Source organism: Peristeroidobacter agariperforans (assembly GCF_004138335.1).
Classification (GTDB): domain Bacteria; phylum Pseudomonadota; class Gammaproteobacteria; order Steroidobacterales; family Steroidobacteraceae; genus Steroidobacter; species Steroidobacter agariperforans.
On the sequence record NZ_RYFW01000001.1, the window covers coordinates 27,928 to 52,608 of the forward strand.

A 24,681-nucleotide genomic window follows, 5' to 3' on the forward strand; every position below is an offset into this window, starting at 1 on the left:
CCAGTATGTCAATTGTCGACAATCTACACAAGTCATCCGGGCGCGCGAGTGAGGGTGCGAAGCTGCAGCAGGCACTTGTCGGCCGTTACGAACAAAGTCCGGCCGTCCTCGCCAAAACAGCAATTCGCGGTCGCACGGCCGGTAAAGATACGACCGAGCGCACTTCCATCCGGTGAAATCACGATCACTCCTCCCGGTGCCGTCGCGAATACGGTGCCGTCATGCGCGACGGTCATGCCATCGGGCAGCCCGGGGCTGTCGGCCGAACGGTGCGCTGCCATGTCGTACCACACTTCCCCATCGTCCACGGCCCGGCCATCCTCCAACCTGAAGCGCCGGATGAGCGGCGCCTGTTCGTCGGACTGGGAGACATACAAATAGCGCTCATCCACCGACAGCGCGATCCCATTTGGGTAGCTCATCGCTCGTGACACCAGTCGCGCGCCTCCCGAGCCGTCGCTCTGGTACACCCCGTTGAAGGCGCGCCGCCGCGCGGCCGAGCGATTGCCCTTCCTGAGGCCGTACGGCGGGTCGGTGAAATAGATAACGCCGCCGCGCGAAACGACGAGATCGTTCGGACTGTTGAATGGCGTGCCGCCCGAGTCCAGCACCTCGCTGAGCGCACCGCTCGCGAGCGACAACTTCCGCAGCGAGCGGCTGTCCTGATCGCAGATCAACAGCGCGTCCTCCTCCGGCAGATACAACAGCCCATTGGTCCCCGGCATGACTTCCGGATCGACCGCAGCCTCGCCCAGCGAGCCGGCAGGCGCGCGCCGGACGGTCAGGCCGCCGGCCGAGCTCCACTGGTAGATCCGATTCGCGGGTATGTCCGAGAAATACAGGCAATTGCGCTTGGAATCCCAGGTCGGTCCTTCGGGCCAGATGAGTCCATCGGCCAGAACGATCGGCCGGCGACTGGCGTCGAGGTACCGATCGAGCCGAGGATGCCAGCGCTCGATGGCGCCAATGTGTCGTTCCGCAGTTTCACCGCTTCGTCCTGCACTCATCGCGCTGCCTCCCAAGATACCTGTCACCGCGATCAAGAACTGCCTTCGATCGGTCGTGCCCGCCCGCATGCCGCTGCCCTCCGCTCGTCCACAAAACCCGATCGTTCCCGACCGCATGTTGAATGTCTACACTTGACTAGATTGTAGATAGTTGACAATCTGCCGTCCATGCAAACACCAACCGACGCGGCCGCGGACGAAATATCCCGCAACAGCCGGGCAACCCAGATAGTCCGCATCGAAAATCTGCTGTACCGCGTGCCGCTGCGTCAGGTCCTGGTCGACGCGGGCCACGGCGACCACACGCATTTCGAGCTGGTGATCAGCAAAGTGCACTGCGCCGACGGCGCATGCGGCGTCGGTTACACCTACACGGGCGGCAAGGGCGGCACCGCGATTCGAGCGCTATTGCGCGATGAGATCGCTGGCTTGCTGCATGGAGCGAACTCCGCCGACATTGCCGGTCTGTGGAAAAAAATGCGGCAAAGTCTGCATTACCTCGGCTGCGGCGGCGTCGTGGGCTTCGCGATCTCGGCCGTCGACGTGGCTCTGTGGGACCTGCACTGCCGACGCCTGGGCCAGCCTTTGTGGCGCGTCGCAGGCGGCCACGCGAACACCGTGCCTTGCTACCGTGGACTCATCGACCTCGGCTTCTCCGAGGAACAATTGGTGGAAGTTGTCGCCGCAGAGATCGCTCGCGGCCATACGGGCATCAAGTTGAAAGTGGGCCGTCCCGATTACCAGACCGACGTTCGCAGAGTGCGTCGCGTGCGCGACGTGATCGGCCCGGCAGCGGTCATGATGGCCGACGCCAACTACAGTTGGGACGCCAGCACCGCCATCGCATTCGCGAAAGAGGTGGCGGGCGCCCGGCTGCATTGGTTCGAGGAGCCGGTCGACCCCCACGACTTCGACAGCTACGCAGCGATTGCACAGGCCGTGGATATTCCACTCGCCTCCGGCGAGAACCTGCGAACGTTCGCCGAATTCCGTGAGGCCATTCGTCATGCGCGCCTCGGTTATTTGCAGCCGGACGCGTCCAATCTCGGCGGCATCACCGGCTGGCTGGAGGTGGCGCGACATGCCGCATTACATGGTCTGAAAGTCGCCAGTCACGGCATGCACGAGCTTCACGTGTCGCTCATGGCCGCTCAGCCGAACGCCTCATTGCTCGAGGTGCACTCCTTCCCCATCGATGAGTACACGCACCGCCCGTTCGAGGTCGCGAATGGCATCGCCACCGCGCCCGAGGTTCCCGGCACCGGCGTCGAGTTCGACTTTGCGCGCCTGAAGCCGTATCTGGTTCACGAAGGATAGTCAGCTGTCATGCAGAAAGCAGAGTACCTGGGCAACCGTCGATTCGAGATCGGCGTCGGCCACATGGCGCAACCGGCGCCGGATGAAGTCACATTGCGCGTTGCATATGTCGGGCTGTGCGGCACCGATCTGCACATCTACCACGGCAAGATGGATCATCGCGTCCATCCCCCCGGCATCATCGGACATGAAATGTCCGGCACGGTCGCCGTGCTCGGCGAGTCGGTCAAGGGCTTCGCCGTCGGCGACAACGTCGTCGTCCGCCCGCTCGACTACTGCGGCTCCTGCCCGGCGTGTACTGCAGGCCATTCTCATGTCTGCCATCGACTCAAGTTCATGGGTGTCGATAGCACCGGCGCACTCCAGTCGTACTGGACCGTCAAGGCGCGCAGCCTGCACCGACTGCCCGACAACGTCGATTTGAAACGCGGGGCGCTCGTGGAGCCGCTGGCTGTAGCCTGCCATGACGTAGCACGCTCACGCCTTCGAGCGGGCGAGAGAGCCGTCGTACTCGGCGGCGGGCCCATCGGCCAGCTCATTGCTCTCGTGGGCAAAGCGCTCGGGGCGCACGTTCTGGTCTCCGAGCCGCATGCGTTGCGTCGGACTTATGCCGCCGACGCCGGCATCGAGGTCTTCGATCCCACCGGCGCGAATCTTGCCGAGCACGTGGAGGCGTGGACCGGAAGCAAGGGCGCCGATGTTGTCTTTGAAGTCGCGGGCGTGCCTCAAACTGTACAGATGATGACCAAGATCGCCGCGGTACGCGGCCGCATCTGCATGGTCGCGATCCATTCGTCCCAGCCGCCCGTCGATCTGTTTCGTTTCTTCTGGCGCGAACTGGAGCTGCTCGGTGCGCGCGTCTACCAGGCCGAGGATTTCGACCGCGCCATCGAGCTGATCGCCAGCGGACAGATTCCGGTCGACCCCTTGATTACATCAGTCCGGCCGCTTGCGGACGTCCAGCGCGCCTTCGAGATGCTCGATACCGGCCAGGCCGGCATGAAAACGCTTTTGGAGTGCCGCGCATGAGCATCCAATCCTTCGATCTGAGCGGCAAGGTCGCGCTCGTTACCGGTTGCCGAAGAGGCATCGGCCAGGCGATGGCCATCGGCCTCGCCGAAGCGGGCGCGGACATCATCGGCATGTCCGCGTCGCTCGACCCCGATTCCGACTCAGTCGCCCGAGGCGTACGCGCAACTTCGCGCTCGTTCACAGGATACAAATGCGATTTCGCTGACCGTGGTGCACTGCATGCGGCGATCTCGAGCGTCATGCAGGCGCACCCGCGCATCGACATCCTGGTCAACAATGCAGGCACGATCCTACGCGCGCCGGCAGCCGAGCACAGCGACGAGTACTGGGACCAGGTTCTCGAGGTGAACCTGAGAGCACAGTTCGTGATGACGCGAGAAATTGGCCGACGCATGGTTCAGCACGGCGGCGGCAAGATCATCTTCACCGCCTCCCTGTTGTCTTTTCAAGGAGGCATCCTGGTGCCAGGCTACGCCGCCAGCAAAGGCGGCATCCGGCAGCTCACGATGGCCTTCTCCAATGAGTGGGCCTCGCGGGGCGTGAACGTAAACGCGATCGCTCCCGGCTACATCGCGACGGATAATACCGCAGCCCTGCGCAGCGACGCCGTCCGTTCCGAAGCGATCCTGGCCCGCATTCCGGCCGGTCGCTGGGGCGAGCCAGAGGACTTCGCCGGCCCGGTAGTCTTCCTCGCCTCCGACGCTGCACGCTACGTTCACGGCACCACTCTGGTGGTGGATGGCGGATGGATGGGTCGATGAAGTCGCCGGCGCTCCAGTTGACAGTCGACCACGCATCATGAAATCAGATATACGCACCCGGTATGAGATCGACGGTTACTACGCACCGATCACTGTGCTGAACGAGGCGGAAGCCGCATCCATGCGCGCGCACCTCGACGCGCACGAAGCAGCGCACGGTCCACTATCCCCCGCTCATCGCAACAACCCTCACCTGCTGTTCACTTGGCTGAACGATCTCATCCGCAAGGACACGATTCTCGACGCCGTCGGCGCCCTCATTGGCGATGACATCCTGGTCTGGGGCACGACGCTCTTCATCAAGGAGCCGCGTCATCCGGGGTTCGTCTCCTGGCACCAGGATTCGACCTACTGGGGACTCGACCCGGCCGATGTCGTCACTGCCTGGGTCGCCCTGTCGGAGAGCAACTCACAGAACGGGGCGTTGTGCGTGGTTCCCGGCAGTCACGCACTCGATCAGCGCCCGCACATCGATACTTTCGATTCGGCGAATATGCTTTCACGCGGCCAGGAAATCGCCGTGAAGGTGGATCCCGCCACCGCGATGACCTTGACTCTCGACCCCGGCCAGATGTCGCTGCATCACGTGCGCATGATTCATGGCTCGGGTTCCAATGTCTCGGATCGGCGTCGCATCGGATTCGCCATCCGCTATCTCCCGCCGCACGTCCGCCAGCTGAGCGGGAATCGCGACACGGCCACACTTGTGCGTGGCAGGGATCGCCACGGGAACTTCGACATGGAGCAGGTGCCGCGCCGAGATTTTGGCGCAGAGGAGCAGCAGTTTCACGAGCACGTCGCGAAGCTGCAAAATCAGATCATCATGGCTGGAGCCACCGTCGATCCTCGGCGCAAAGCCACTGAAACCGCAACGAAGAGTTAGAGGCATGGACTACTATCGCTGTTTCGTCAACGGGCGCTGGATCGATGCGCAGCACGCGCGTCGCCTTACCGTCGTCGACCCCTCCAACAACGAGCCCTGGGCGGAAGTGCCGGACTGCTCGCCCGAAGACGCGCAGACCGCCCTGGCCGCCGCCGCGCAAGCGCAGAAGGCATGGCAATCGCTGCCTGCCATCGAACGCGCTCTATACATCGAAGCAATCAGTGTGGCACTCGAATCCGACCGCGATCATTTCGCCCGACTGCTGGTCCGCGAACAGGGCAAAACGCTGCGCGAGGCGCATGCCGAGGTTTCCGACACCATCGGTTACATGCGCTACGCAGCTCAATCCGCACGCTGGTTGCGTGGCGACATCTGGCCGGCCGATAGCCCGAACGAGCATCTGTTCACCTTCCGTGTGCCCTATGGCGTCGTCGTCGCCCTATGCGCTTACAACTATCCGCTCGCACTGATCGGCCGCAAGGTCGGCCCTGCCCTCGTGACGGGAAACACGATCGTCATCAAGCCGCATGAAGCCACTCCGGTGACCGCAGCGGAGTTCTGCAGGCTGGTCGCAAGCGTCGGTGTGCCGGCGGGCGTCGTCAACATGGTCACGGGCGGCGGGGCCACGACAGGCGCGGCCCTCGTCAAGAGTTCCATGACGCGGATGATTACTCTCACAGGCAGCGCCGCTGCCGGCAGGAAAGTCGCGGAGCTGGCTGCAGGCAATCTGGCCGCGCTGAGCCTGGAGCTCGGGGGCAAAGCGCCTTTCATCGTTCTGCCGGACGCCGATGTGGATGCCGCCGTCGAAGCAGCCGCAGTTGCCCGCTTCAGCAACTCCGGACAAGTCTGCATCTGCAACGAGATGCTGCTGGTCCACCGAGCCATCGCGCAGGAGTTCATCGACAAGCTGGTGACGCGGGTCGGCCGCATCAAAGTCGGCAATCCAATGGATGATCCCGACATGGGCCCGCTGGCGACGCCACAAGCACTCGAGCGAGTGGCGTCGCTGGTCGAAGCGTCGCGGCAAGCCGGCGGGCAGGTCGTGCTCGGCGGCACGCGACCGGAGGTGCCGGGCCGTCGAGGCGGCAACTGGTACGCCCCGACGGTAATCGTCGACACCACGGCGACGATGCCAGTGATCAAGGAAGAAATATTCGGTCCGGTACTGCCGGTGCTCACGATCGACAGCGCCTCTCAAGCCGTCGCACTGGTCAATTCTCGCGAGGACGGCCTTTCCGCCTACCTCTGGAGCAGAGACAACTCGACCATCATGCAAATGATCGGCGAGCTGCAGACAGGCACCGTATTCGTCAACAAGGGCATCTCAGGCTCGGTGCACGGCTATCACACCGGACACAAGCTGAGCGGGCTCGGCGGCGAGGATGGTCCGTACGGGCTCGAGAACTACATGCAAAAGCGCACGGTCTATATGAAGTATTGATGCGCTCGTCGAACCGATCTTAGACATGAGGCGTGCATCCGAATCATTCATCGCCGTCGATTGGGGTACCACCAATCGACGCGCCTATCTCATCGAGAACGGTGCAGTCACCAGGACTCATCGTCGGCAGGAAGGCGTGTCCATATCGTCGCGTACCACGTATGCCGGCCAGGTGGCGGCCATTCGCGACGAACTCGGAAATCATCCGATGCTTCTGGCCGGCATGATCGGTTCGAACATCGGTTGGCACCAAGCAGGGTATGCACAGTGCCCCGCGGATATCGCGAGCATTTCGTCACAGCTCCTGCACGTCGATTCGCAGACTGCAATCGTCCCGGGCGTGGCAACGAACCTTCACGGCCACGTCGACGTCATGCGCGGCGAGGAAGTCCAGCTGCTTGGCGCGCCGGCCGCTGGCCTGACACCGGATAGCGGGCTGTTCTGTCAGCCCGGCACCCACAGCAAGTGGGCCAAAATCCAAGCCGGTCGCATCGTGGACTTCAGCACGTCGATGACAGGGGAGTTGTTCGCGCTGCTTCGAACGCATAGCCTGCTCGCTGCGCATTTGAAGAGCCCGACGCACGCGGATGATGGCTTTCATTGCGGACTCAAGCGCGCGGAGCGCATGGACCTGACCTGCGCGCTATTCGAGATTCGCGCCGCGGCCGCGGTCCGCAAGGATGATCGAGATGGCGACGCAAGCTCTTATGCAAGCGGACTGTTGATCGGCAGCGAAGTCTCCGTTTGCCTGCGAGGCGCGGCCGACCGCCGCGTCTACCTCCTCAGCGACCAGACGCTCGCGCCCCTGTATGCGGCGGCCCTGGAACATCACGGCCGGGAAGTCGTGCACATCGACAGCCAACACGCCTTCGTGGCGGGAAGTCTGGCAATTTACGAACAATGGCAATGAAAGCTTCGATCGAATTCAACGCGGCACTCGCTCAATGTCCCCTGATCGCCATTCTCCGCGGCATCACGCCCGAGGAAGCCGAAGTCATAGGCGATACGCTATGGCAATGTGGCCTGAGGATCATCGAAGTCCCTCTCAACTCCCCGCGCCCGCTGGAAAGCATCGAACGAATCGCACGCCGACTCGAAGGCAGAGCCGTTGTTGGCGCGGGGACGGTGACGAGCGTCGCGCAGATCGAGGCAGTCGCCGCCGCCGGCGGATCGTTGATTGTCTCGCCGCACCTGGACCTTAGAATCGTGCAGGCGTGCGCTGCGCAGCGCATCCTTTGCGTACCGGGTGTGAGCACGCCTTCGGAATGTTTCCTCGCCATCGAAGCCGGTGTGCACGCGCTGAAGCTGTTCCCTGCCGAAGCAAGCAGTCCAGCCGCATTGAAATCCCTGCGCGCGGTCCTTCCTCGCGACACCCGCGTACTGCCTGTCGGAGGAATCACGCCCGAGACCATGGCAACTTGGCTCGCGGCAGGCGCGGATGGCTTCGGCATTGGATCTGCACTCTTCCGCCCCGGCCTGACAGCAGCCGAAGTAGCGACTCGAGCGGACGCTTTCGTCTCCCACCTGAAAGCCCACCCCTGAGACGAATGCGCTCAGGGTCAAGTCCGCTGCGTTTTCATTTCGATCAGCTTTCTGATGTGGCCCAGCGACGCCAGCAACAGATAGCTCGCCTGCAGATAGCCCAGCGTATGCAGGCGTTGCAACGTGTCCGGCGGGAGGGTTTGGAGACGGTCGCTATTGATGCCATAAGCCCCCGCATAGCTGCGCCGTGTGCCGGTGGTCAGCGCGACATCCAGGCGCAAGGGTTCGATCAAATCGTAACCGGCCAGGACGCCGATGAAGGATTGGGTGGACCGGGCGCCGGCAGTCAGCCGTTCCAACAGCGACCGCGCGCTCAGCAGATACTCTGTTTCCCTTCCGTCTTCGGTATATAGCCGCTCCCCCTCGCTCATCTGCACGCGACTGTTGTTCAGATCAATCGCAATCCGCGGCGGGCAGCCGAGGTCGCCTTCGGCTCCGGGCGTTCTGATAGTCACAAAAGGCTGCCGACGAAAATGCAGCGGCAAGTAACGCGCCTGCCAGGCGCCTCGGTGCAGATACAGATTCTCGCCCTCCTCGAAACCGAGCAACGCATACAAGCCGAAGCGGCCGGTATCCGCATCCTTCATCAGGCAGACCGGATACTCGAGGACCAGGTGAACCAACTCATCGGCGATCACTGGCGCATAGTGCGTGGTAGCGCCGGCCACCGCGCCGCACGCTGCAACCCGCAAGTCACGATGCAGAGTGTTGTCGAGCGGGGCGTGTTGCGCAGATTGAGGATTCACGAGTTACGCCTAGACGGACTGCAGTCCGTAACGCCGGATCTTGTCGAGCAGCGCGCGATTGGCCGGCATACGGGCCAGAAGTTGTCGGGTCAATGCCTCGTTCCGCTGGAAGAGCTCGTCGGTAGTCGGACTGTGCCGAGGCGGCCGCGCACGGCGCTCGCACTGCGCATCGAAGCCCATGCCGTAGAGCACATACTGGTAGCTGGCAGCAGGAAATACCTCGATTGCGTGCTCGAGATCATCCACCCAGGGATCGTGATAGCGCCACAAGGTCAGCAGTTCCTTCAGGCTGCCGGGCACGGACTCGGCCGCACGGTTGTCCAGCCAGAAGCTGTTGTCCGAGCGCTGGCTCAACACGTAGTGCAGCTTCAGGAAGTCGATGATGCGATCCCAGCGATACAGGAAGGCCGCATTGAACCGCCGGGACAGCACGTCCATGGACTCGCGCGTGTTTGGAAACTTGTCCGCGATCGCGGCGGCTGCGATTTCGATCAACAAAATTGCGGAAGCTTCCAGGGGCTCGAGAAACCCGGCAGATAGACCCACCGCGACACAGTTTCGCTCCCAGAATCTGGTCCGATGACCCGGTTCGATGCCGATCTTGCGCACCGACAGCTCTTCGCATCGAGGTACTGCGGGCCGCAAGTAGTCGTACAACCGGCGGCGGGCCCGCTCCTCACTCGTGTGCGCGCTCGAGTAGACATGACCGACTCCCCGCCGCGACCACAAACCGATGTCCCAGATCCAGCCGGCTTCCTGCGCCGTTGAAATCGTGTGTGAAGCGATCGGAGCCTGTTCGTCCTCGTAGGGCACCTGCACCGCCAGGGCGGTGTCGATGAACAGGATGTCCTTGCACGATTTGAACGGCACGCCGAAATGCCGGCCCAGCAACAGCGACCTGAAGCCGGTGCAGTCCACGAAGAAGTCCGCGCCGATCTCGTCGCTGGAGAGCGTCGCGACCGAGCAGATGTCCCCGCTGGGAGTCGAGTTCACACCGACGACATCAGCCAGAACGTGCTTGACTCCGAGGCGCTCAACGCAGTGCTCCCTGAGAAAGTCCGCGAACAGCCCGGCATCCAGGTGATAAGCGTAGTTGAGAACGCCGTCGTACTCGGCAGTCGTTATTTGCTTGGGTGAGAGACCGGCTTCGCAGACGCGCTCCTGAGCGCAGACGCTCGCCGCGAATGACTGTCCGCGCGCGCCGCTTGCCCAATGCGGCCCGAGATTCACCTCGCTTCGACCCTCCGGCAGGACCAGCGGGTGATAATAGAAATCCTCCGGCACGTCCTTCGCCCAGCGTGAAAACCTGGCCCCTTGCTTGAGCGAGGCATTGCATCTGCGAATGAAGTCCGTCTCGCGTATGCCCATCCGCTTCAGGCTTCGGCGCATCGTGGGCCAGGTGCCCTCTCCGACACCGATCGAGGCGACGGTGGGAGACTCGACCAGCGTCACCGTCACGCCGGACTCGCGAACGGCCGAAGCCAGGATGCCCGCCGTCAGCCAACCCGCTGTCCCGCCGCCGATGATCGCCACACTACGAGTCTGCTGTGCCATGGTCGAATCCCGACTGGTTGGTTGTGCTTTGAGTGATCCGGTGCGAGCCCGCCCAACGCCGGGCTCGCATCATCCTCGCCGGATCACCAGATGTCGCGCATCAGAACTTCATGCGCACACCGAAAGCGTAGCGCCGACCGTACTCCTCGTAGTCGACGAGCTGATTCTCGAAGCGGCCGTAGCGGTGCGTTGCCTCCTCGGTGAGATTCAGCGCATTGGCGAATACCGACATCCACGGAGTCACCTGGTAACTGGCACTGAGATCCACCTGTCCATACTCCGCCGTGAATACCGGCTCGGTACCTAGCGACAGCAGGAAATCGTCGCGCCAGTTGTATGCTGCGCGAATCTGAAAGCGCGAGTTCTCATAGAACAGGACGGCATTGGCCGAGTCCGCCAGACCTGTCAGCGCCAGCGACTGTTCGAAGCTGTAGCGGTTGAAGCCGACATTGCTGTTGACGAGGGTAGCATTGATGATGCCGCCGAAGCCGGAGTTGCCGAACATGTGCTGCAGGTTGAGCTCCCACCCGTCGACCTCCGCCGTCTTCAGATTGGCGTACGTCGAAATATCGAAGGTGATGGCGGGATCGCCGGGCTGATTCAAGCACGCGGGATTCGGCGTGGCCGATCCGTCCGGACAGCCGGGCCGAGGATTGATGCTGGGATTGGTCAACGGATTACCGTTCACGTCGTCGATGGTCTGACGTACCACGGTCGACCCGATGAAGTTCTCCACGTATTTCCGGAAGTAGCCGACCGAAGCATAGCTGCCCTTCGCGTAGTACCACTCCAGCGACAGATCGAAGTTGTCCGACTCGAGCGGCAGCAGCGCGGGATTGCCCTGCGATCCGATGAATGGGCCGTTGGGGCGTGCATTGATGGACAGCGATGGAATGAGCCCACCGATGGAGGGCCGGGACAAAGTCCGGCTGTACGAGAAGCGCGCGACCAGGTCGTCGGTAGCCTCGATGCTGAAATCCGCATTCGGCAGTACGGACGTGTAGCCGCCTTCCAGCTCCTGGCGCTTGGGAACATCGTCGTACACGACTTGCAGTTCCGCCGCCTGCCGGTAGTTGAGGTTCGCGATGCTGTTCTGGACCGAATAGGAGGTGACATCGGTATCCTCCAGGCGCACCCCGACATTCACCTTCACCGGCCGCTGATTGAAGGTGGTGGCGAAGTCGGTGGCGATATAACCCGCCATCGTGTCCTCCTCGACGCCGTTGACGGTGGGAGGATTGAGGTAGAACAGCCCGGCATCGCGCACGATATCCAGGAATCTCTCGGCATCGTATTGCGGGATGAACGGGAAACTGCCGCCGCCGTAACCGCCGGGAATGAAGCTCAACCCGAGTCCCGACAGATCCAGATCGACGCCGGCGAAGTCGGGATCGACGAAGGCGAATGTCTGAGTCAGATGAGTATCGATCTGATACTTGGTTGTTTCGACGCCGAACACCACGCGCTCGAGCGCGCCGCCGTCGGTGTTGTTCCATTGCGCCTGCAGCTGCACCTGGCGAATCTCATTTTCCATCTCGTAGCCGCGCTTCTGGAACAAATCCGCCACGATGTTATCGGAATTGTAGGCGCCGCCAGGCAGCGTCGAGTCGTCCACGATCACCTCTGGCAGGCGACCGTCGAAGTTGGCGCCGATCAGCCGCACGCTACCCGCGGGATTCTTCAGATTGGCGATGGTCTCCGATGTCTGGCCGTCCGGCTGCGAGTGAGAAGTCGACTGGTGCGCGTCGAGACTGAGGATCAGCGTATCGGTGGCCCGCCATTCCAGGTTCAACCCGATCGAATCGTTGTGCGTCTCGAACAAATAATTCCAAGCCCAGAAATTCAACTCGTCGTTTGGATTGGCGATTTCCACCATCGTGCCGTTGGCATCGGTCCGTCCGCTGGGACGATCGAACCAGTAGCTCTGCCGGTTCATGTCGATGTCTTCCTTGATCCTCGACACGTTGTAGTCGACCGTCGCGGTCAACCCGTCGAAAGGCGCGAACTGCAGCACGGCCTGGCCGTTCTGCCGGGTGCGGTGATAATTCCAATCGTCGAGATCGATCGTGAACGGCGTCCAGTAGGTTCGAGTGGGATTGCGCGAAGTGTCGATGGCGCTCGTATCGGCGACTCCGTAGTTGCGCTGCCAGCCCTGCTGCGTGCCCAGGCGGTCCTTGTGGCTGTCACGCTCGGAATCGGAGCCTGACAACAAAACACCGAACCGGCCATCGGCGAACGTATGACTGATCAGGCCCGACAGTTCGGGCGTCACGTCATCCCCGGTCCGCACGCTGCTATCGGAATTACCCTGGATGCTGAACGCTGTCGTGAATCCGTCGTAGTCGAACGGCCGCGGTGTTCTGATGTTGATCGTGGCGCCGATACCGCCGGAGGGAACGTCCGCCCTGCCGGTCTTATACACCTCCACCGCCGAGACGGACTCCGAGGCGAGCTCACGGAAGTTGAAGCTGCGCGAAATGCCGTCCGATTGCAGCGCGGAAGTATTGGGCATCTGACGGCCATTCAAGGTCACCAGGTTGAAGCTCGGGCCGAAGCCGCGCACGGTGACCTGATTGCCTTCGTTGTTGGAGCGATCGATCGACAGGCCGGTGACTCGCTGCAACGACTCGGCGAGGTTGGTGTCCGGAAACTTGCCGATATCCTCCGCGGTGATCGCGTCGACCACACCCGAAGATTCCCGCTTGAGCGCGGTGGCGGACTCCAGCGACGTCCTGATTCCGGTGACCACGACCTCTTCGAGCGCCGTGGTGGACTCCTGCGCAGTCGCTGCCTGCGCCATGGCCACCGAAACGGCAATGGCTACCTTTGTCGTACGGGCACGGTGCCTGTGAACCATTTCGTTTTTCCCCCTAAAAACTGCTATCGATCTTGAGTACCAGCGGTTCATGGTACTCTGAGATGCACGATTGTCAACATTCGACAATCAACTATCTACAGTATCGACCGCCGTCGCCGTGCGGCGCCCTTCTTCTACGATTGTGGCAAATGCATCATGTCGAACAGATGCGCTGGGGCCAGCTGGGCGCTCGCAGCGTGTATCAAATCGCCGTCACCAATGCCAACGGCCTCGTGCTGAAAATGACCAACTGCGGTGCGAGAATCACCGCGCTTCTGGTTCCTGACCGTGGCGGTGGTCTCGACGATGTGGTGCTCGGCTTCGACCACCTCGCTCAGTATCTGGAGTCGGATCCATATTTCGGCGCGACCATCGGCCGCGTCGCCAACAGAATTCGCTCCGCCCGATTCATGATCGATCGCAACATCTTTCTGCTCACGGCCAACGACGGCGAGCACGCGCTGCACGGCGGCGGCGAATTCGCCACCGCCGTCTGGGATGTGGACGTCGTCAAACAGGCGCGCGCAACCGAGCTGCGCTTCGCATATTGCTCGGCCGACGGCAGCCACGGCTTTCCCGGCAATCTGCGCTGTCACGTCACATACACATTGGGAGACGACAACGCGATTGGCATACGCTTCGAGGCCGAGACGGATCGCGCCACCCATGTGAATATGACGCATCACGGTTATTTCAATCTCAATGGTGGACGCTCGCCGATCTACGATCACCGCGTCCGCATCGACGCGCGCCGCTACCTGAAACTGGATGGCGCAGGCGCTGCAACGGGTGAAATCGGCCGCTTACGAGGCGCGCCGTGGGATCTGTCTCGCTCGACGAGACTGGGCGACTGCATCCATCGAATTCCCCTGCGTGGCTATCATCACAACTACATCTTCAGTCGAACGGCGCGTGCACTCCGGCACGTCGCCGAGGTGATCGAGCCGGACTCCGGGCGAATCCTCGACGTGGCCACGACGCAGCCGGGCATCGTGTTTTACGCCGCGAACGGTTTCACGGGAGAGCTTGTCGGCAAGGGCGGAACGATCTATTCGCGGCATGCCGGCCTGTGTCTGGAGACGCAGCACCACACCGATGCCTGCAACTTTGCGCAGTTCCCGAGCACGCTCCTGCGACCGGGCGAGCGCTACTGCGAGCACGTGCGATATTCTTTTCGGTTGCTGCCCGCATGAATGCGGACGTTGTGTGGTCAATAGGTCGCGCGGCCTCCGGATAGATCGAAGACCGCTCCCGTCGTAAACGAGTTCTCGGTGGACGCCAGCCAGGCGACCATCGAGGCCACTTCGCTCACCTCGAGGAAGCGGCCGCGCGGTATCTTGGACAACATGAAGGTGATGAAGTCTTCGCTCACCGCGTCGAATATTTTCGTCTTGGCCGCCGCCGGAGTGATGCAATTCACCGCGATGGGCTCGGCGGCAAGTTCCTTCCCCAGCGATTTGGTGAGTGCAATGACCGCAGCCTTGGAGGCGCTGTAAGCGGCGGCCTTCGGGTTGCCTTCCTTGCCGGCGATGGATGCTATGTTGACGATGCGGCCGTACCGGTGCCGCAACATCGCCGGCACCACCGCTCGACAGCAAAGGAACGTGCCATCGAGGTTCACGCGCTGCACCCGCTGCCAGTCAAAGAGAGAATATTCCCAGGTATTGGCCGTCGGTCCGGCGATTCCCGCGCTGTTCACCAGAATGTCGACTCGGCCATGCCGCTCCATCGTCAAGCGCATGGCGCTGCCGACGCTCGACTCGTCGGCTACATCGGTGGTCAGGAACTCGCCGAGCTGATGCTCGGCACGCTCGAGATCCCAGATGACGACCGTCGCACCGGACGCGATGAAATTCTGCGCAATCGCCGCGCCGATGCCGGATGCCCCGCCGGTCACGACCGCGATCCGCCCTTCCAGATCGATCCTGTTCATGCGCTCTCCACTCGCTGCTTCTGCTTGCCCAGCAGCTCGATGCCCAGCGTCACCACATCGCCGCTGCGGAGGAATTGAGGCGGCTTCATGCCTGCTCCGACGCCCGGTGGCGTGCCGGTACAGATGAGATCGCCGGGCTCCAGGCGCGCGAACTGACTCAGATAACTGACCAGCTTGGCGACCGGGAAAATCATCGATGAGGTGCTGCCACGCTGCTTTGGCACCGCGTTGACATCGAGCCACAGCTGCAGCGACTGCAAGTCGGGAATTTCATCCCCCGTCACAAGCCACGGGCCGAGGGGACAGAAGTTGGGATGACTCTTGCCTTTCATCCACTGCCCGCCCCGCTCGAGCTGCCAGGCGCGCTCGGACACGTCGTTGACCACGGTATATCCGAAGACGTGCTCCAGCGCTTGCGCCTCGGTCACTCGAAAGGCGCGCCGGCCGATGACGACCCCCAGCTCGACCTCCCAATCCAGCTTGGCCATCGCGGCTGTGATCGGAATCGAATCGTTCGGTCCACAGACGGTACTGGCTGCCTTGCTGAAAACAACTGGCTCCGTCGGCACCGCCATGCCGGCCTCCTTCGCGTGGTCGACGTAGTTGAGCCCGATGCACCAGATCGTGCCGACTCTCGCCAGCACCGGACCTATTCGAGGAGTGCCCGTGACTTCCGGCTGTTCCTCCACCTGCCTCAATCGCGAAACGAGATCGTCACCGAGCGTGCTCGGGTCATAGTCGCTCACCAGGGACGACACGTCGCGGATCTTGCCGGAAGCATCCAGGACCGCGGGTTTCTCGCGACCCGCCTCGCCATAGCGCATCAGTTTCATCGTCAATTCGCTCCACTACTCGATTTGGCGGCGCGCTGCCCGGATCGTGCCCACCAGGTGTTCGTCAACGGCTCACCGGCCACGAAAGCCTTGCTTCCCAAGGCCTGCTCGATACGCACGCACTCGTTCCACTTCGCCATCCGCTCGCTGCGAGCGAAGGAGCCGACCTTGAGCTGCCCGGCGCCGAGCCCGACAGCCAGATGGACGATCGAGACATCCTCGCTTTCACCCGATCGTGCCGAGACGATCGTGCGCCACCCTGCTCGGTGCGCCTCATCGAGCGCGGCAACCGCTCTGCTCACGGTGCCGGCCTGGTTGACCTTGATCAGTGCCGTATTGCAGGCACCCGCCGCCGCCGCCTCGCGCACTCGCAAAGCATTCGTCACCAGCAAATCATCACCGACGACCTGAATAGCTGCCGTGCGTTGCCGGAAGCGCGCGAAATTCTCGTAAGCATCCTCGGCGAACGGATCTTCGATCGCGACGATGGGATAGCGCTCGATCCAGCGCGCAATTCGCTCCGAAAAGCCGTCGGCGTCGAGCAGTGCGCCTTCGAGCGCCATCCTGTAGCCGCTGCCGTGACGCAGTTGCGTGGCCGCGATGTCGAGCGAGATCACGACGCGCTCTCCCGGGGTTTCGCCCGCTGCCTCTATCGCCCGCATCAACATATCCAGTGCCTGCTCATTGGAGTCGAAATTCGGCCACCATCCGCCCTCGTCAGCGACACCGGCCAGCCGCCCCTGCTCCGCCATGCAGCGACCGGCGGCGCGATAGATTTCCGCGGTCACGACCATCGACTCGTCGAACGAGCCTGCGCCGGGCACCATGATCATGAAGTCCTGCACGTCCACTCGGCCCGACGCGTGAGCACCGCCACCGAATATCTGCGTCTCCGCCAGGGGAATCGATGGCGCCCTGTCGAACGTATCGGCAACGTGACGCCACAATGGAACACCCGTCGATTGTGCGCCGGCGTGCAACACCGCCAGGGAAGTCGCGACACTGGCGTTGGCTCCCAACGTGCGAAACGCTCCGGAACTGTCCAGCCCATCCAGTTTCGCGTCGACTCCACATTGATCTCGCGCATCGACGCCGCGAAGCGCTGGCGCAATCAATTCCTCGACGTTGGCGACGGCGCGAGAGACGTCCTTGCCTCCGAGTCGATCTCCGCCATCGCGAAGTTCGACGGCTTCGTGCGTCCCGCAGGAAGCCCCCGCCGGCGCGATCGCGCGCCCGAGACCGCCGCTCCTTGTTCGGACCTCCACCTCCACCGTCGGCAAGCCACGTGAATCCCACACGCGGCGCGCCTGTACATCGGAAATCTCAGAGTTGCTCATGATGTCATCCAACAAGCATCACTTATCGGGTCGGATGAGATCGCTCAGTGCGCCCGGAGGGCTCGTAAGCGATTCCAATGCCTGCTCTCGCACCAGCCGTGCTGTCGCAGGCAACAAATATTCGAGGCGCGACTTCCCAGAGATGCGCGCCAGCATCAGCGCCGGAACGAGCGCCGCCACGCGTCGCTCCAGGTTCTCGGGAGCTTCCCAATCGATACCAGCTGCATACGACTGCCACAGCACGCCGGCCGCAGCCTTCAACGCACCCGCGCAGGCAGGCAGATGCTGAGCCTTGATGAGCAGATGATTCAGGCAGAAGGCGACGTCGAACGCAGGATCGCCATGCGTGGCGCATTCCGCATCGATGAACATCGGCCCATACCCGCTGCAGAGAATGTTCTTGGGACTGACATCACCGTGAATGAGGGTGCAACGCGCGTCTTCGAGGTGCTTCGCGACGTGCAGGATTTGCACTGCTGCGGCAGGTTCCCGCTCGGCCGTAAAACGCAAGTAGGGTTCCACACGCAATGCTCGAAAATCTTCGGCATGGTCCATTTCCTTCAAGAACGCAGGCTCTCGGAAGGACGCCGCGTGAATGAGAGATAGACGCACGCCCACCTCCGCGGCGAATGGCTTGGACACGTCACCTGCGAGCAGCCGCTCCTTCCACGTCGTGTTGTCGCCGGCCGCCAGGTATTCCATGACGATTGCGTGATTGACGGAGTCATAGCCCAACACTTGGGGCACGCAGCCGCGCGACTGAGCGGCGGCGAACGAGAGCCATCGGTACTCCGCGAAAGTCCGGTGCACCGGAGCGCACCAGCGCTCTTCGGTTTTCAGTTGCGCCAGCGCGCTCTTCACACAGACGACACGACCGGCGAGCGTCACTTTGTAAATGTCCGACGAGACTCCGCCCGTCAGCGGCTCCACCGAACGCACTGTGCGCCAGTCGGACAGGCCGCAATTCCTGAGAATCTCCTCGAACTTACTCGACAAGGTCGACACACCGCGATGACAGTCGCGCCAGATTGTCAACATTTGACATTCATGTCAAGGCAACTCAATGTGATTGTCGATTGTCAACTAATGTTCGCTACCCTACGGTCGAATGATGAACCGACGCAATTTCATTGGCGCGGCCGCGGCAGCCGCCGGATCCGCGCTCGCCGCGCTGAAAGATGCTCACGCCGCAGCCAGGCGAGAGGTCGTACTCAGGCCCGTGCAGACATTGCCGGGCGATGTCGAGCGCGTGTGGCTCGGCGAGGCCTTCTGGGCGAATCGGCTGCAGGATTGGCGCCTCGCCAATGGCCGCATCGAGTGTCTGAACGGCAGAGAGAGCTTTGAAGCGCGCACGGTCGCACTTTTGACTCGCAGCATGAATCGCAAGCGGGCGCCCGCAAGGATCAGCGTGCGACTCGGACTCGTTGAGCCCGGACGGCCGGGCTTCGCAGGCTTCCTCCTCGGCATCGGCGCTGGAAAGCTGGATTATCGTAGCTGCGCGCTAGCGCACGCGCGCGGCGGAGAAGGCGGCGGCTTCATGGCGGTCATGGATGATCGCGGTGAACTATGCTTTCGTGACTTCTCTGCAGATCAGCGCGCGAACGCCTTCGTGCCGCAGAAACGGGATGCGCACCAATCGACTGGAGCGCTGGGATCGCGGGAGATCGTGCTCGCTTGCTGTATCGAACCGGCTGGCCGTGGCCGGTTCAACGTCGAGTTGGTTGCCCGTGACGGAGCGACAGGCGAGAAGATCGGCTTCGCATTGCGCCGGGACGTGGCGGAGCGCGAGTTGTGCGGAGGAATCTCGCTCATCTCTTCCCCACCCTCGCAGCAAGCCGGCGCCCGCTGGTGGTTCTCCGAGGTCGCGACCGGCGGTGCGAAGATCGACGAGCATCCTGAGCGCGCCCTGGGCCCTGTAATGGGTTGTCTGCACAGCCTCAATCGAAATGTACTCAAGCTCACCGCACAGCTTCTGCCTGTGTCGGCGAAGGAGCACTGCGAACTCAGGCTCGACTATCGAGCGCTGCCTCGCGGGCATTGGATTCAAGGGCCGCGTGCCGCGCTCGGCGATGGATATGTAGCGGCATTCAGACTCGATCGGTGGGATGCCGACACACCGCATCAGTACCGCATCATCGACCCGGCGTGCGCGGACCGCGTGCTCTATGAGGGAAGGATCGCTGCCGATCCTGCGAGCAAGCGGGAACTTAGAATCGCGTTGTACTCCTGCATCCTGCCCACCGCGAGAAGACTCGACGAGGATTCATACGACCCATGGATCGCCGAGGAACGGGTGCCGGGGCGCTACACGCCCGAGAACATTTTGTTTCCACATCGGCGCCTCATTGCGAACTGCGACCGTCACGACCCCGATCTGTACGTGTTCTGCGGCGACCAGTTCTACGAAGGCTATCCGACGCGATCGGCACGCGACACGTCCGAGGCGAAGCTCGACACGCTTTACCGCTGGTACCTTTGGTACTGGGCATTCAGGGACTGCGTGCGCGACAAGCCGACGATCGTGCTCGCCGACGACCACGATGTACTGCAGGGAAATCTGTGGGGCAACGCGGGCGCGGGCTCCCGGCTTCCGCGCGAGGAGGATGGCGGGTTCAAGTGGAGCAAGGATCTGATTCGCATGATCTATCGCATCGAGCAGGGCCACAATCCCGACTCGTACGATCCGACACCCATCGAGTACGACATTCCGGTCGGTTACGGAGAATTCGTCTATGGCGGCGTGAGTTTCTGTCTGCTCGAGGATCGCAAGTTCAAGTCGCCACCGGATATGAGCGTTGCACCTGCCTCGGCACGCGGCGAACTGCTCGGCCCCCGCCAGGAGGAGTTCCTGGAGTACTGGAGCCGCACGAGCACGGATCTGCCAAAGATCTGTCTCACGGCATCGGTATGGGCGTCGGCTCAGACCGATCACGAAGGCCAACCGCTCCTGGATTACGACTCGAACGGCTATCCGCCGGATGGGCGCACACGCGCGGTGAAGCTGCTTGCAAGAGCAAAGGCACTGGTGCTCACCGGCGATCAGCATCTCGCGCTGCTTGCGCGACAGGGCATCGAGGGTCATGACGACGGACCGCTGTTCTTCGCCGGTCCGGCCGCAGCCGCATTCTGGCAACGCTGGTTCGAAGGCCGTGGCAAGCTGCGAAACCGGCGAGACGATGATCCGGACACCGGAGACTTCACGGATGCGTTCGGCAACCGCATGCGCATCCTCGCGGCCGCCAATCCAAAGATCCCCCACGCCGAGTTTCAACGCCGTAATCGCACCTGGGGCAAGTTCCTCTCGGACAGCCGGATGAAGAGCGAGGGATACGGTCTCATTCGCGTCGATCATCGCTCGCGCACGGCACGAATCGAATGCTGGCCCTGGGACCAGGACCCCCACTCGGGTCGCCAATTCGCAGGCTGGCCCTACCTGCACAAGCTCCGATCATGAGCGCACGAAGGACACCTCGATAGCGTAGTGTCTGAACAGTCCGTCGTTGGCGTCCGCTTCTCGATGATAGAAGTTGAGCATTTCCACCAAGCCTCTCCCGACAGCTCTGTTCGACCTGTCTGTGGCGAATTGATAATCAGGGGGCCGGCGCTGTTGGCCGCTTGTACGGCGAAACTCCAGCTACAATGATCGTGGACGAGTTTCGCCGATAAATCGGTGAAACTCCTGCTAGGCGCTACAAACTTGACCTAGTCGAAATGCTGGACGGACACTGGTACCAAGGGGAATCACCGCCGGTACACGAGAAATCCTGTCACCCCGACCATCTCTATCTGCGGCACGTAACAATACGTCCAGTCGCATGTCGAGTTCGCCCAAAACCTGATCGCCGTCGGTCTTGATAGTGACCGGCCCGATCAGGTCGCGCAGAATCGATCTCCCTTTCCCGTCGCCTCCGCCCCCCGCATCGTCGCGGGCGATCGATCCCGATGTGACGCAGGCCCGCGATCTGTGCGCCGGTACCGCAGTAAAAACCTGATCAGTGAAACAAAGGTGACCCGATGCCGGATCCGCAGCAGAGTATCAGCACGTTCTTCAATCAGACCCTGCGGGCGCCGCTTCACAACAATCGTTGGTCCTGGGGCGCCGTCCATCCGGAAACCGGTCAGCTTTTTCTGCGGGTTTGGGACGATGAGCGGCACAGCGTCCGGGGCGTGCCTTGCGTGATCGTCCACACCGACACCTGGAAGAGCGCCTCCACGGGTCGTCCGGAGAGAGCGCGGCACGTCGAACTCATGAGAAATGGCACACAGGCCTATGGTGTCGTGTGCTTTCCTGATGAGACTGCATCGCGGGGTCACCGGACAATCAGACGATTTGAGACACAGACGCTGCTCAGATTCAGCGGCGTGATCGATCGGCAGGAAGGCGTGTACGCCGTGATTGCCGGAACGGTCCCGACGCAGGCCGTCCATCATCGCGTGCGCATCCCGGCGGGAATTCTCCGCTGACGTGAGAGATGCACTGCGGCGTCTGTCGCAGGGTGAAGCGCATCCCTTCGACGTATCAACCGGCTGGGACGTTGTCTGGGAGCACGCGCGTTATCCACAGAAAGCGGTGCTGGGGCTTGCCGCCGGGCGGCTCGCCGAGCGACCGCTCGGTCCCTACGATTTCAAAGCCGGCGAATGCCGTCGAATCCTGACGCGGCTTGGATTTGCACCTGTCCCCAAACGCAGCGGTGGGCAGGAAAGCGACGATGCGGACGATGCCGCGGAGGCCGACCTCCGGCAGCGCACCGGGCTCGGGCCAACGGAGAAAGCCAGTCTCATCCGCGCGCGCCGTGGTCAAGGCATCTTCCGCCAGAACCTCGAACGCGTAGAGAAAAGGTGCCGGATCACCGGGCTACGCGATCGGATACACCTTCGTGCAAGCCACATCAAGCCCTGGCGAAGCTGCTCGGACCACGAGAAGCTCGACGGGAATAACGGACTGCTGCTCTCCCCGCACGCGGATCATCTACTTGACCGCGGCTTTATCTCCTTCGAAGACTCCGGCGCGCTGCTCATCGCGGATGCGCTTGACACACGGGTGCTCGATCAATGGCGCATTTCGCAGCCACGTAACGCTAGCGCATTCCGCGCCGCGCAGTGCAAATATCTCAGCTATCACCGCGAGCATATCTTCCTCGGACGGGAAGACTGACCACTTACAGCGCGCAGCAGGCCGGCTGCGACATTCGTGATTTGGTGAGCGATGCGTCCGGTAGCCAAAGCGAGAGGATCCGCCGCTTCATCTCGACGATCGCTGCGATCAGTTCTCGGCTCGACCCTTTCGGGCCCGGCTTCCGCCGTCTCGGCGCGAAGAGCAACCGTTGCTTACGACTCATCACCGCTCGGTGAAACGTCATGAGCGTCGACGGCTGCAACCCGATGGTCGAACGCAGCAAGCGAGCAGGCATCACGCGCAGAGACTGGCGATGATGTGGTCGATCGGCCGCAGTTTCGGTCCCCTGACCGCGACCGATTCATGATCAATCGCTGGTGTTTCAGCAGCAGCGCGTCTGAGAGGACAGATCGAGCGCCGCCGGGGCAGCAGCCTGCCAATCGTCGCAATGAGATGGACGGCGAGAATGGCCAGATGCATCCAGTGATGCTAACGATCGTCGTCGGCGGCTCAAGATGTGGATCGTCGCGGAATCTATGCGATGAATTCGAGTCACCACACATAGAAGCTCAACTTCTTTCATCGAGCAGCGGCCTGACTGCATTCTCAGACATACTTGGACGCCCCCTGTTGCCAAGCGCTTTCCTGCGCTTCGGGATCAGGGGAGATTGCAGCCCATACATCCGCCTCGGTTTGCGACACGAGGCCGCGGGCCCTGATGGAATTCGCTGGTCGATGCCTGGCTTGGGCATCACCAAGCCACTGAGCAACCCGCGCAATTGATTGGCTTGCGCCGTGCGCTCAGCCACAAAGCTCTGGCGGGCCCGATGTAGGCTCAACACCGCCTGCTGCTCGACCGTTTTGACAGGCGCAAAGCGCATGCTCGGCCGGCTGACGGCCTCACAAATCGCTTCGACATCCCGCGCATTGTTCTTGTTTCCTTTCACCTACGGCTTGACGAACTGAGGTGCGACCAATTTCACGGTGTGTCCGAACTCAGCGAGCTTGCGCGCCTAGTAGTGAGCTCCTGGGCAGGCTTCCATCCCGATCAGGCAGGGCACCAGCGTTGCAAAAAACTTCGCCACGTCAGCGCGCTTCAACTTCTTGCGCAGCACGGCGTTACCCGCTCAATGACCCGATGCACTTGAAACAGGTTCTTTGCCAGATCAAGCCCGATCGTCGTAATGTTCATCCTGACGCCCCTGCTGGTTTGATTAGTCGCTAACACCTCTACTCTGGCACATCTGATGCCGTGACCGAGCAGGGGCGTCCATGCCATTACTACGGTCTATGACCGCCACTTCTTTTTACCCGACTGTGCGATCTGAACGGTCACTTTCCTCGGTTCGATCTGCTCCAGCTTAAGATCTTCATAACGAAGTTTCGCATAATGCAGCGGTGCAAGCACAATTGCATTGCCCATCAGCGCCGCAAAGATTACTCGCCGCGACACGGCTCGTCGCCTTCTCTTTTCATCGCGCTGCTCAGTGATGCCGAGGATGCGGGAGACAGTTTGACCTGCACGCCAGAAGCGAATCCACATCCACACCACCGCCAACCAAAAACAATACCAGAGCCAGCCTACTTCATACTGGCGCCGGCATCCCTGCTCCGCCATCTCAGCCGCCGCCGCAATGGCCAACATGGGCAGGAAGACGAACGCCGTAGTTATATATAGATAGGCACGCTCTGCCTCACGACCGTTGCTGGCCGTGCGAAATTTTCGGCGAATCAAGAAGCCAAAGATTGCGGCGCCGACCACCATCTGCGAAACAGCCCAGACAGGGGGAACGATGAATCTGTCAATGAACTCCTCCCCAAATACATCACGCCGCGCAGATCTAGTAGGTGCGCCCACGATGATTTCGAAAGCCTCATCCAAGAATCCCGGGACATAGTAGGCGGCGCGGTTCCGAGCTTCTTCGGCTTCGGCTTCTCGCAATCCAATTTGTGCGCATGTGTCGAGAGGCTGGATTGCGTCAACAAGAGAACTGGCAAGCACTAGCACGCCGATACTCCACAACATTCCTTGAATAGCGAAGGTCACCGCGCCCTGGGGCAGTGTCCTCTCGGACACCGCGAGCTCAGGTTGTTTCAAGAGGAGCGACCGCTGGCTCAGAAATCTGCTGAGATCGAGAAAGCGACCGACCACGCCATCGCGAAGTTCTTGCCAGAATGAAGGTCGACCTGGAGAGCGATTCATTCCCATCGTCGCATTCTCGTTAGCTGCCTTGGTGAGGCGTTACTGTAGTTCTTGCAAACGCGTTAGGTCGCGCGGGAGGACCGGCGTGGATAGTGATAAGGAAGCTTCCGCCTCGCCCG

The 24,681-nt window shown here is 61.9% G+C and carries 21 protein-coding genes and 1 pseudogene; 11 read left to right on the top strand and 11 right to left on the bottom strand.

The features are described 5' to 3' along the window. Window positions 1-32: 32 nt before the first annotated feature. Complete coding sequence (locus EK373_RS00120) at window positions 33-1,007, bottom strand: SMP-30/gluconolactonase/LRE family protein (RefSeq protein WP_157994168.1); 975 nt, start codon at window positions 1,005-1,007, stop codon at window positions 33-35. 168 nt (window positions 1,008-1,175) lie between these two features. Between EK373_RS00120 and EK373_RS00125 the strand changes: the two genes are divergently transcribed. Genes EK373_RS00125 through EK373_RS00155 form a run of 7 tightly spaced genes read left to right on the top strand, consistent with a single transcriptional unit; the run spans window position 1,176 to window position 7,983 of the window. Further along, window positions 1,176-2,324 (top strand): mandelate racemase/muconate lactonizing enzyme family protein, encoded by a 1,149-nt coding sequence (locus tag EK373_RS00125; RefSeq protein WP_129640738.1) that lies wholly within the window; start codon window positions 1,176-1,178, stop codon window positions 2,322-2,324. Between the two features lie 9 nt (window positions 2,325-2,333). After that, window positions 2,334-3,353, top strand: a complete 1,020-nt coding sequence (locus EK373_RS00130; protein WP_129640739.1) for a zinc-dependent alcohol dehydrogenase — start codon at window positions 2,334-2,336, stop codon at window positions 3,351-3,353. Next, on the top strand, window positions 3,350-4,117 hold the full coding sequence (locus tag EK373_RS00135) for an SDR family oxidoreductase (protein WP_129640740.1): 768 nt from the start codon (window positions 3,350-3,352) through the stop codon (window positions 4,115-4,117). Before EK373_RS00130 ends, EK373_RS00135 begins: the two co-directional genes overlap by 4 nt. A gap of 37 nt (window positions 4,118-4,154) precedes the next feature. Further along, window positions 4,155-5,000: a phytanoyl-CoA dioxygenase family protein gene (locus tag EK373_RS00140; protein ID WP_129640741.1), complete on the top strand. Its 846-nt coding sequence runs from the start codon at window positions 4,155-4,157 to the stop codon at window positions 4,998-5,000. Between the two features lie 4 nt (window positions 5,001-5,004). Next, the gene (locus tag EK373_RS00145) at window positions 5,005-6,441 is read left to right on the top strand and encodes an aldehyde dehydrogenase family protein (protein WP_129640742.1); all 1,437 of its coding nucleotides are present in this window, start codon (window positions 5,005-5,007) and stop codon (window positions 6,439-6,441) included. 25 nt (window positions 6,442-6,466) lie between these two features. Next, window positions 6,467-7,351 (top strand): 2-dehydro-3-deoxygalactonokinase, encoded by an 885-nt coding sequence (locus EK373_RS00150; protein WP_129640743.1) that lies wholly within the window; start codon window positions 6,467-6,469, stop codon window positions 7,349-7,351. Next, complete coding sequence (locus EK373_RS00155; RefSeq protein WP_129640744.1) at window positions 7,348-7,983, top strand: 2-dehydro-3-deoxy-6-phosphogalactonate aldolase; 636 nt, start codon at window positions 7,348-7,350, stop codon at window positions 7,981-7,983. The genes EK373_RS00150 and EK373_RS00155 overlap by 4 nt, the downstream gene beginning before the upstream one ends. A gap of 17 nt (window positions 7,984-8,000) precedes the next feature. Here EK373_RS00155 and EK373_RS00160 read toward each other — a convergent pair whose 3' ends face one another. The 3 genes from EK373_RS00160 to EK373_RS00170 form a co-directional block, all read right to left on the bottom strand. Then, window positions 8,001-8,729 (bottom strand): SapC family protein, encoded by a 729-nt coding sequence (locus EK373_RS00160; protein WP_129640745.1) that lies wholly within the window; start codon window positions 8,727-8,729, stop codon window positions 8,001-8,003. A 9-nt stretch (window positions 8,730-8,738) separates the two neighbouring features. Beyond that, the gene (locus tag EK373_RS00165) at window positions 8,739-10,283 is read right to left on the bottom strand and encodes a tryptophan halogenase family protein (RefSeq protein ID WP_129640746.1); all 1,545 of its coding nucleotides are present in this window, start codon (window positions 10,281-10,283) and stop codon (window positions 8,739-8,741) included. Between the two features lie 100 nt (window positions 10,284-10,383). Then, window positions 10,384-13,140: a TonB-dependent receptor gene (locus EK373_RS00170; protein WP_129640747.1), complete on the bottom strand. Its 2,757-nt coding sequence runs from the start codon at window positions 13,138-13,140 to the stop codon at window positions 10,384-10,386. A gap of 149 nt (window positions 13,141-13,289) precedes the next feature. Between EK373_RS00170 and EK373_RS00175 the strand changes: the two genes are divergently transcribed. After that, window positions 13,290-14,333, top strand: a complete 1,044-nt coding sequence (locus EK373_RS00175) for an aldose epimerase family protein (protein ID WP_157994169.1) — start codon at window positions 13,290-13,292, stop codon at window positions 14,331-14,333. A 17-nt stretch (window positions 14,334-14,350) separates the two neighbouring features. Here EK373_RS00175 and EK373_RS00180 read toward each other — a convergent pair whose 3' ends face one another. The 4 genes from EK373_RS00180 to EK373_RS00195 are packed head-to-tail and all read right to left on the bottom strand — an operon-like array spanning window position 14,351 to window position 18,281. After that, window positions 14,351-15,073: an SDR family NAD(P)-dependent oxidoreductase gene (locus tag EK373_RS00180; RefSeq protein WP_129640749.1), complete on the bottom strand. Its 723-nt coding sequence runs from the start codon at window positions 15,071-15,073 to the stop codon at window positions 14,351-14,353. Further along, the gene (locus EK373_RS00185; protein ID WP_129640750.1) at window positions 15,070-15,906 is read right to left on the bottom strand and encodes a fumarylacetoacetate hydrolase family protein; all 837 of its coding nucleotides are present in this window, start codon (window positions 15,904-15,906) and stop codon (window positions 15,070-15,072) included. Before EK373_RS00185 ends, EK373_RS00180 begins: the two co-directional genes overlap by 4 nt. Window positions 15,907-15,908: 2 nt before the next feature. Beyond that, window positions 15,909-17,243, bottom strand: coding sequence for a phosphopyruvate hydratase (gene eno / locus EK373_RS00190; RefSeq protein ID WP_129640751.1), 1,335 nt, complete (start codon window positions 17,241-17,243; stop codon window positions 15,909-15,911). Window positions 17,244-17,261: 18 nt separating this feature from the next. After that, window positions 17,262-18,281 (bottom strand): phosphotransferase family protein, encoded by a 1,020-nt coding sequence (locus EK373_RS00195; RefSeq protein WP_129640752.1) that lies wholly within the window; start codon window positions 18,279-18,281, stop codon window positions 17,262-17,264. A gap of 73 nt (window positions 18,282-18,354) precedes the next feature. On the opposite strand from EK373_RS00195, the gene EK373_RS00200 reads away from it, so the two are divergent. From EK373_RS00200 to EK373_RS00210, 3 genes are all read left to right on the top strand, one after another. After that, window positions 18,355-20,697, top strand: a complete 2,343-nt coding sequence (locus EK373_RS00200; protein WP_129640753.1) for an alkaline phosphatase D family protein — start codon at window positions 18,355-18,357, stop codon at window positions 20,695-20,697. Window positions 20,698-21,257: 560 nt separating this feature from the next. Next, window positions 21,258-21,707: a hypothetical protein gene (locus EK373_RS00205; protein ID WP_129640754.1), complete on the top strand. Its 450-nt coding sequence runs from the start codon at window positions 21,258-21,260 to the stop codon at window positions 21,705-21,707. A gap of 1 nt (window position 21,708) precedes the next feature. Continuing rightward, on the top strand, window positions 21,709-22,398 hold the full coding sequence (locus EK373_RS00210) for an HNH endonuclease (RefSeq protein ID WP_198682984.1): 690 nt from the start codon (window positions 21,709-21,711) through the stop codon (window positions 22,396-22,398). 255 nt (window positions 22,399-22,653) lie between these two features. Here EK373_RS00210 and EK373_RS00215 read toward each other — a convergent pair whose 3' ends face one another. The 3 genes and pseudogenes from EK373_RS00215 to EK373_RS00225 all read right to left on the bottom strand — a co-directional run bounded on the left by EK373_RS00215 (window position 22,654) and on the right by EK373_RS00225 (window position 24,568). Further along, the gene (locus tag EK373_RS00215) at window positions 22,654-22,839 is read right to left on the bottom strand and encodes a hypothetical protein (protein ID WP_129640756.1); all 186 of its coding nucleotides are present in this window, start codon (window positions 22,837-22,839) and stop codon (window positions 22,654-22,656) included. Window positions 22,840-23,078: 239 nt separating this feature from the next. Next, window positions 23,079-23,551, bottom strand: a pseudogene (locus EK373_RS33585) (IS110 family RNA-guided transposase); the annotation flags it as partial. Window positions 23,552-23,647: 96 nt separating this feature from the next. Continuing rightward, window positions 23,648-24,568 carry a hypothetical protein gene (locus EK373_RS00225; RefSeq protein ID WP_129640757.1) on the bottom strand — a complete coding sequence of 307 codons (921 nt, stop codon included), beginning with the start codon at window positions 24,566-24,568 and terminating at the stop codon, window positions 23,648-23,650. Window positions 24,569-24,681: the final 113 nt, after the last annotated feature.

Bases quoted from the DNA above. Each gene is read 5' to 3' on its own strand.
- EK373_RS00120 (WP_157994168.1), bottom strand. From the start codon at position 1,007: ATGAGTGCAGGACGAAGCGGTGAAACTGCGGAACGACACATTGGCGCC.
- EK373_RS00125 (WP_129640738.1), top strand. From the start codon at position 1,176: ATGCAAACACCAACCGACGCGGCCGCGGACGAAATATCCCGCAACAGC.
- EK373_RS00130 (WP_129640739.1), top strand. From the start codon at position 2,334: ATGCAGAAAGCAGAGTACCTGGGCAACCGTCGATTCGAGATCGGCGTC.
- EK373_RS00135 (WP_129640740.1), top strand. From the start codon at position 3,350: ATGAGCATCCAATCCTTCGATCTGAGCGGCAAGGTCGCGCTCGTTACC.
- EK373_RS00140 (WP_129640741.1), top strand. From the start codon at position 4,155: ATGAAATCAGATATACGCACCCGGTATGAGATCGACGGTTACTACGCA.
- EK373_RS00145 (WP_129640742.1), top strand. From the start codon at position 5,005: ATGGACTACTATCGCTGTTTCGTCAACGGGCGCTGGATCGATGCGCAG.
- EK373_RS00150 (WP_129640743.1), top strand. From the start codon at position 6,467: ATGAGGCGTGCATCCGAATCATTCATCGCCGTCGATTGGGGTACCACC.
- EK373_RS00155 (WP_129640744.1), top strand. From the start codon at position 7,348: ATGAAAGCTTCGATCGAATTCAACGCGGCACTCGCTCAATGTCCCCTG.
- EK373_RS00165 (WP_129640746.1), bottom strand. From the start codon at position 10,283: ATGGCACAGCAGACTCGTAGTGTGGCGATCATCGGCGGCGGGACAGCG.
- EK373_RS00170 (WP_129640747.1), bottom strand. From the start codon at position 13,140: ATGGTTCACAGGCACCGTGCCCGTACGACAAAGGTAGCCATTGCCGTT.
- EK373_RS00175 (WP_157994169.1), top strand. From the start codon at position 13,290: ATGCATCATGTCGAACAGATGCGCTGGGGCCAGCTGGGCGCTCGCAGC.
- EK373_RS00180 (WP_129640749.1), bottom strand. From the start codon at position 15,073: ATGAACAGGATCGATCTGGAAGGGCGGATCGCGGTCGTGACCGGCGGG.
- EK373_RS00185 (WP_129640750.1), bottom strand. From the start codon at position 15,906: ATGAAACTGATGCGCTATGGCGAGGCGGGTCGCGAGAAACCCGCGGTC.
- eno (WP_129640751.1), bottom strand. From the start codon at position 17,243: ATGAGCAACTCTGAGATTTCCGATGTACAGGCGCGCCGCGTGTGGGAT.
- EK373_RS00195 (WP_129640752.1), bottom strand. From the start codon at position 18,281: ATGTTGACAATCTGGCGCGACTGTCATCGCGGTGTGTCGACCTTGTCG.
- EK373_RS00200 (WP_129640753.1), top strand. From the start codon at position 18,355: ATGAACCGACGCAATTTCATTGGCGCGGCCGCGGCAGCCGCCGGATCC.
- EK373_RS00205 (WP_129640754.1), top strand. From the start codon at position 21,258: ATGCCGGATCCGCAGCAGAGTATCAGCACGTTCTTCAATCAGACCCTG.
- EK373_RS00215 (WP_129640756.1), bottom strand. From the start codon at position 22,839: ATGCATCTGGCCATTCTCGCCGTCCATCTCATTGCGACGATTGGCAGG.
- EK373_RS00225 (WP_129640757.1), bottom strand. From the start codon at position 24,568: ATGGGAATGAATCGCTCTCCAGGTCGACCTTCATTCTGGCAAGAACTT.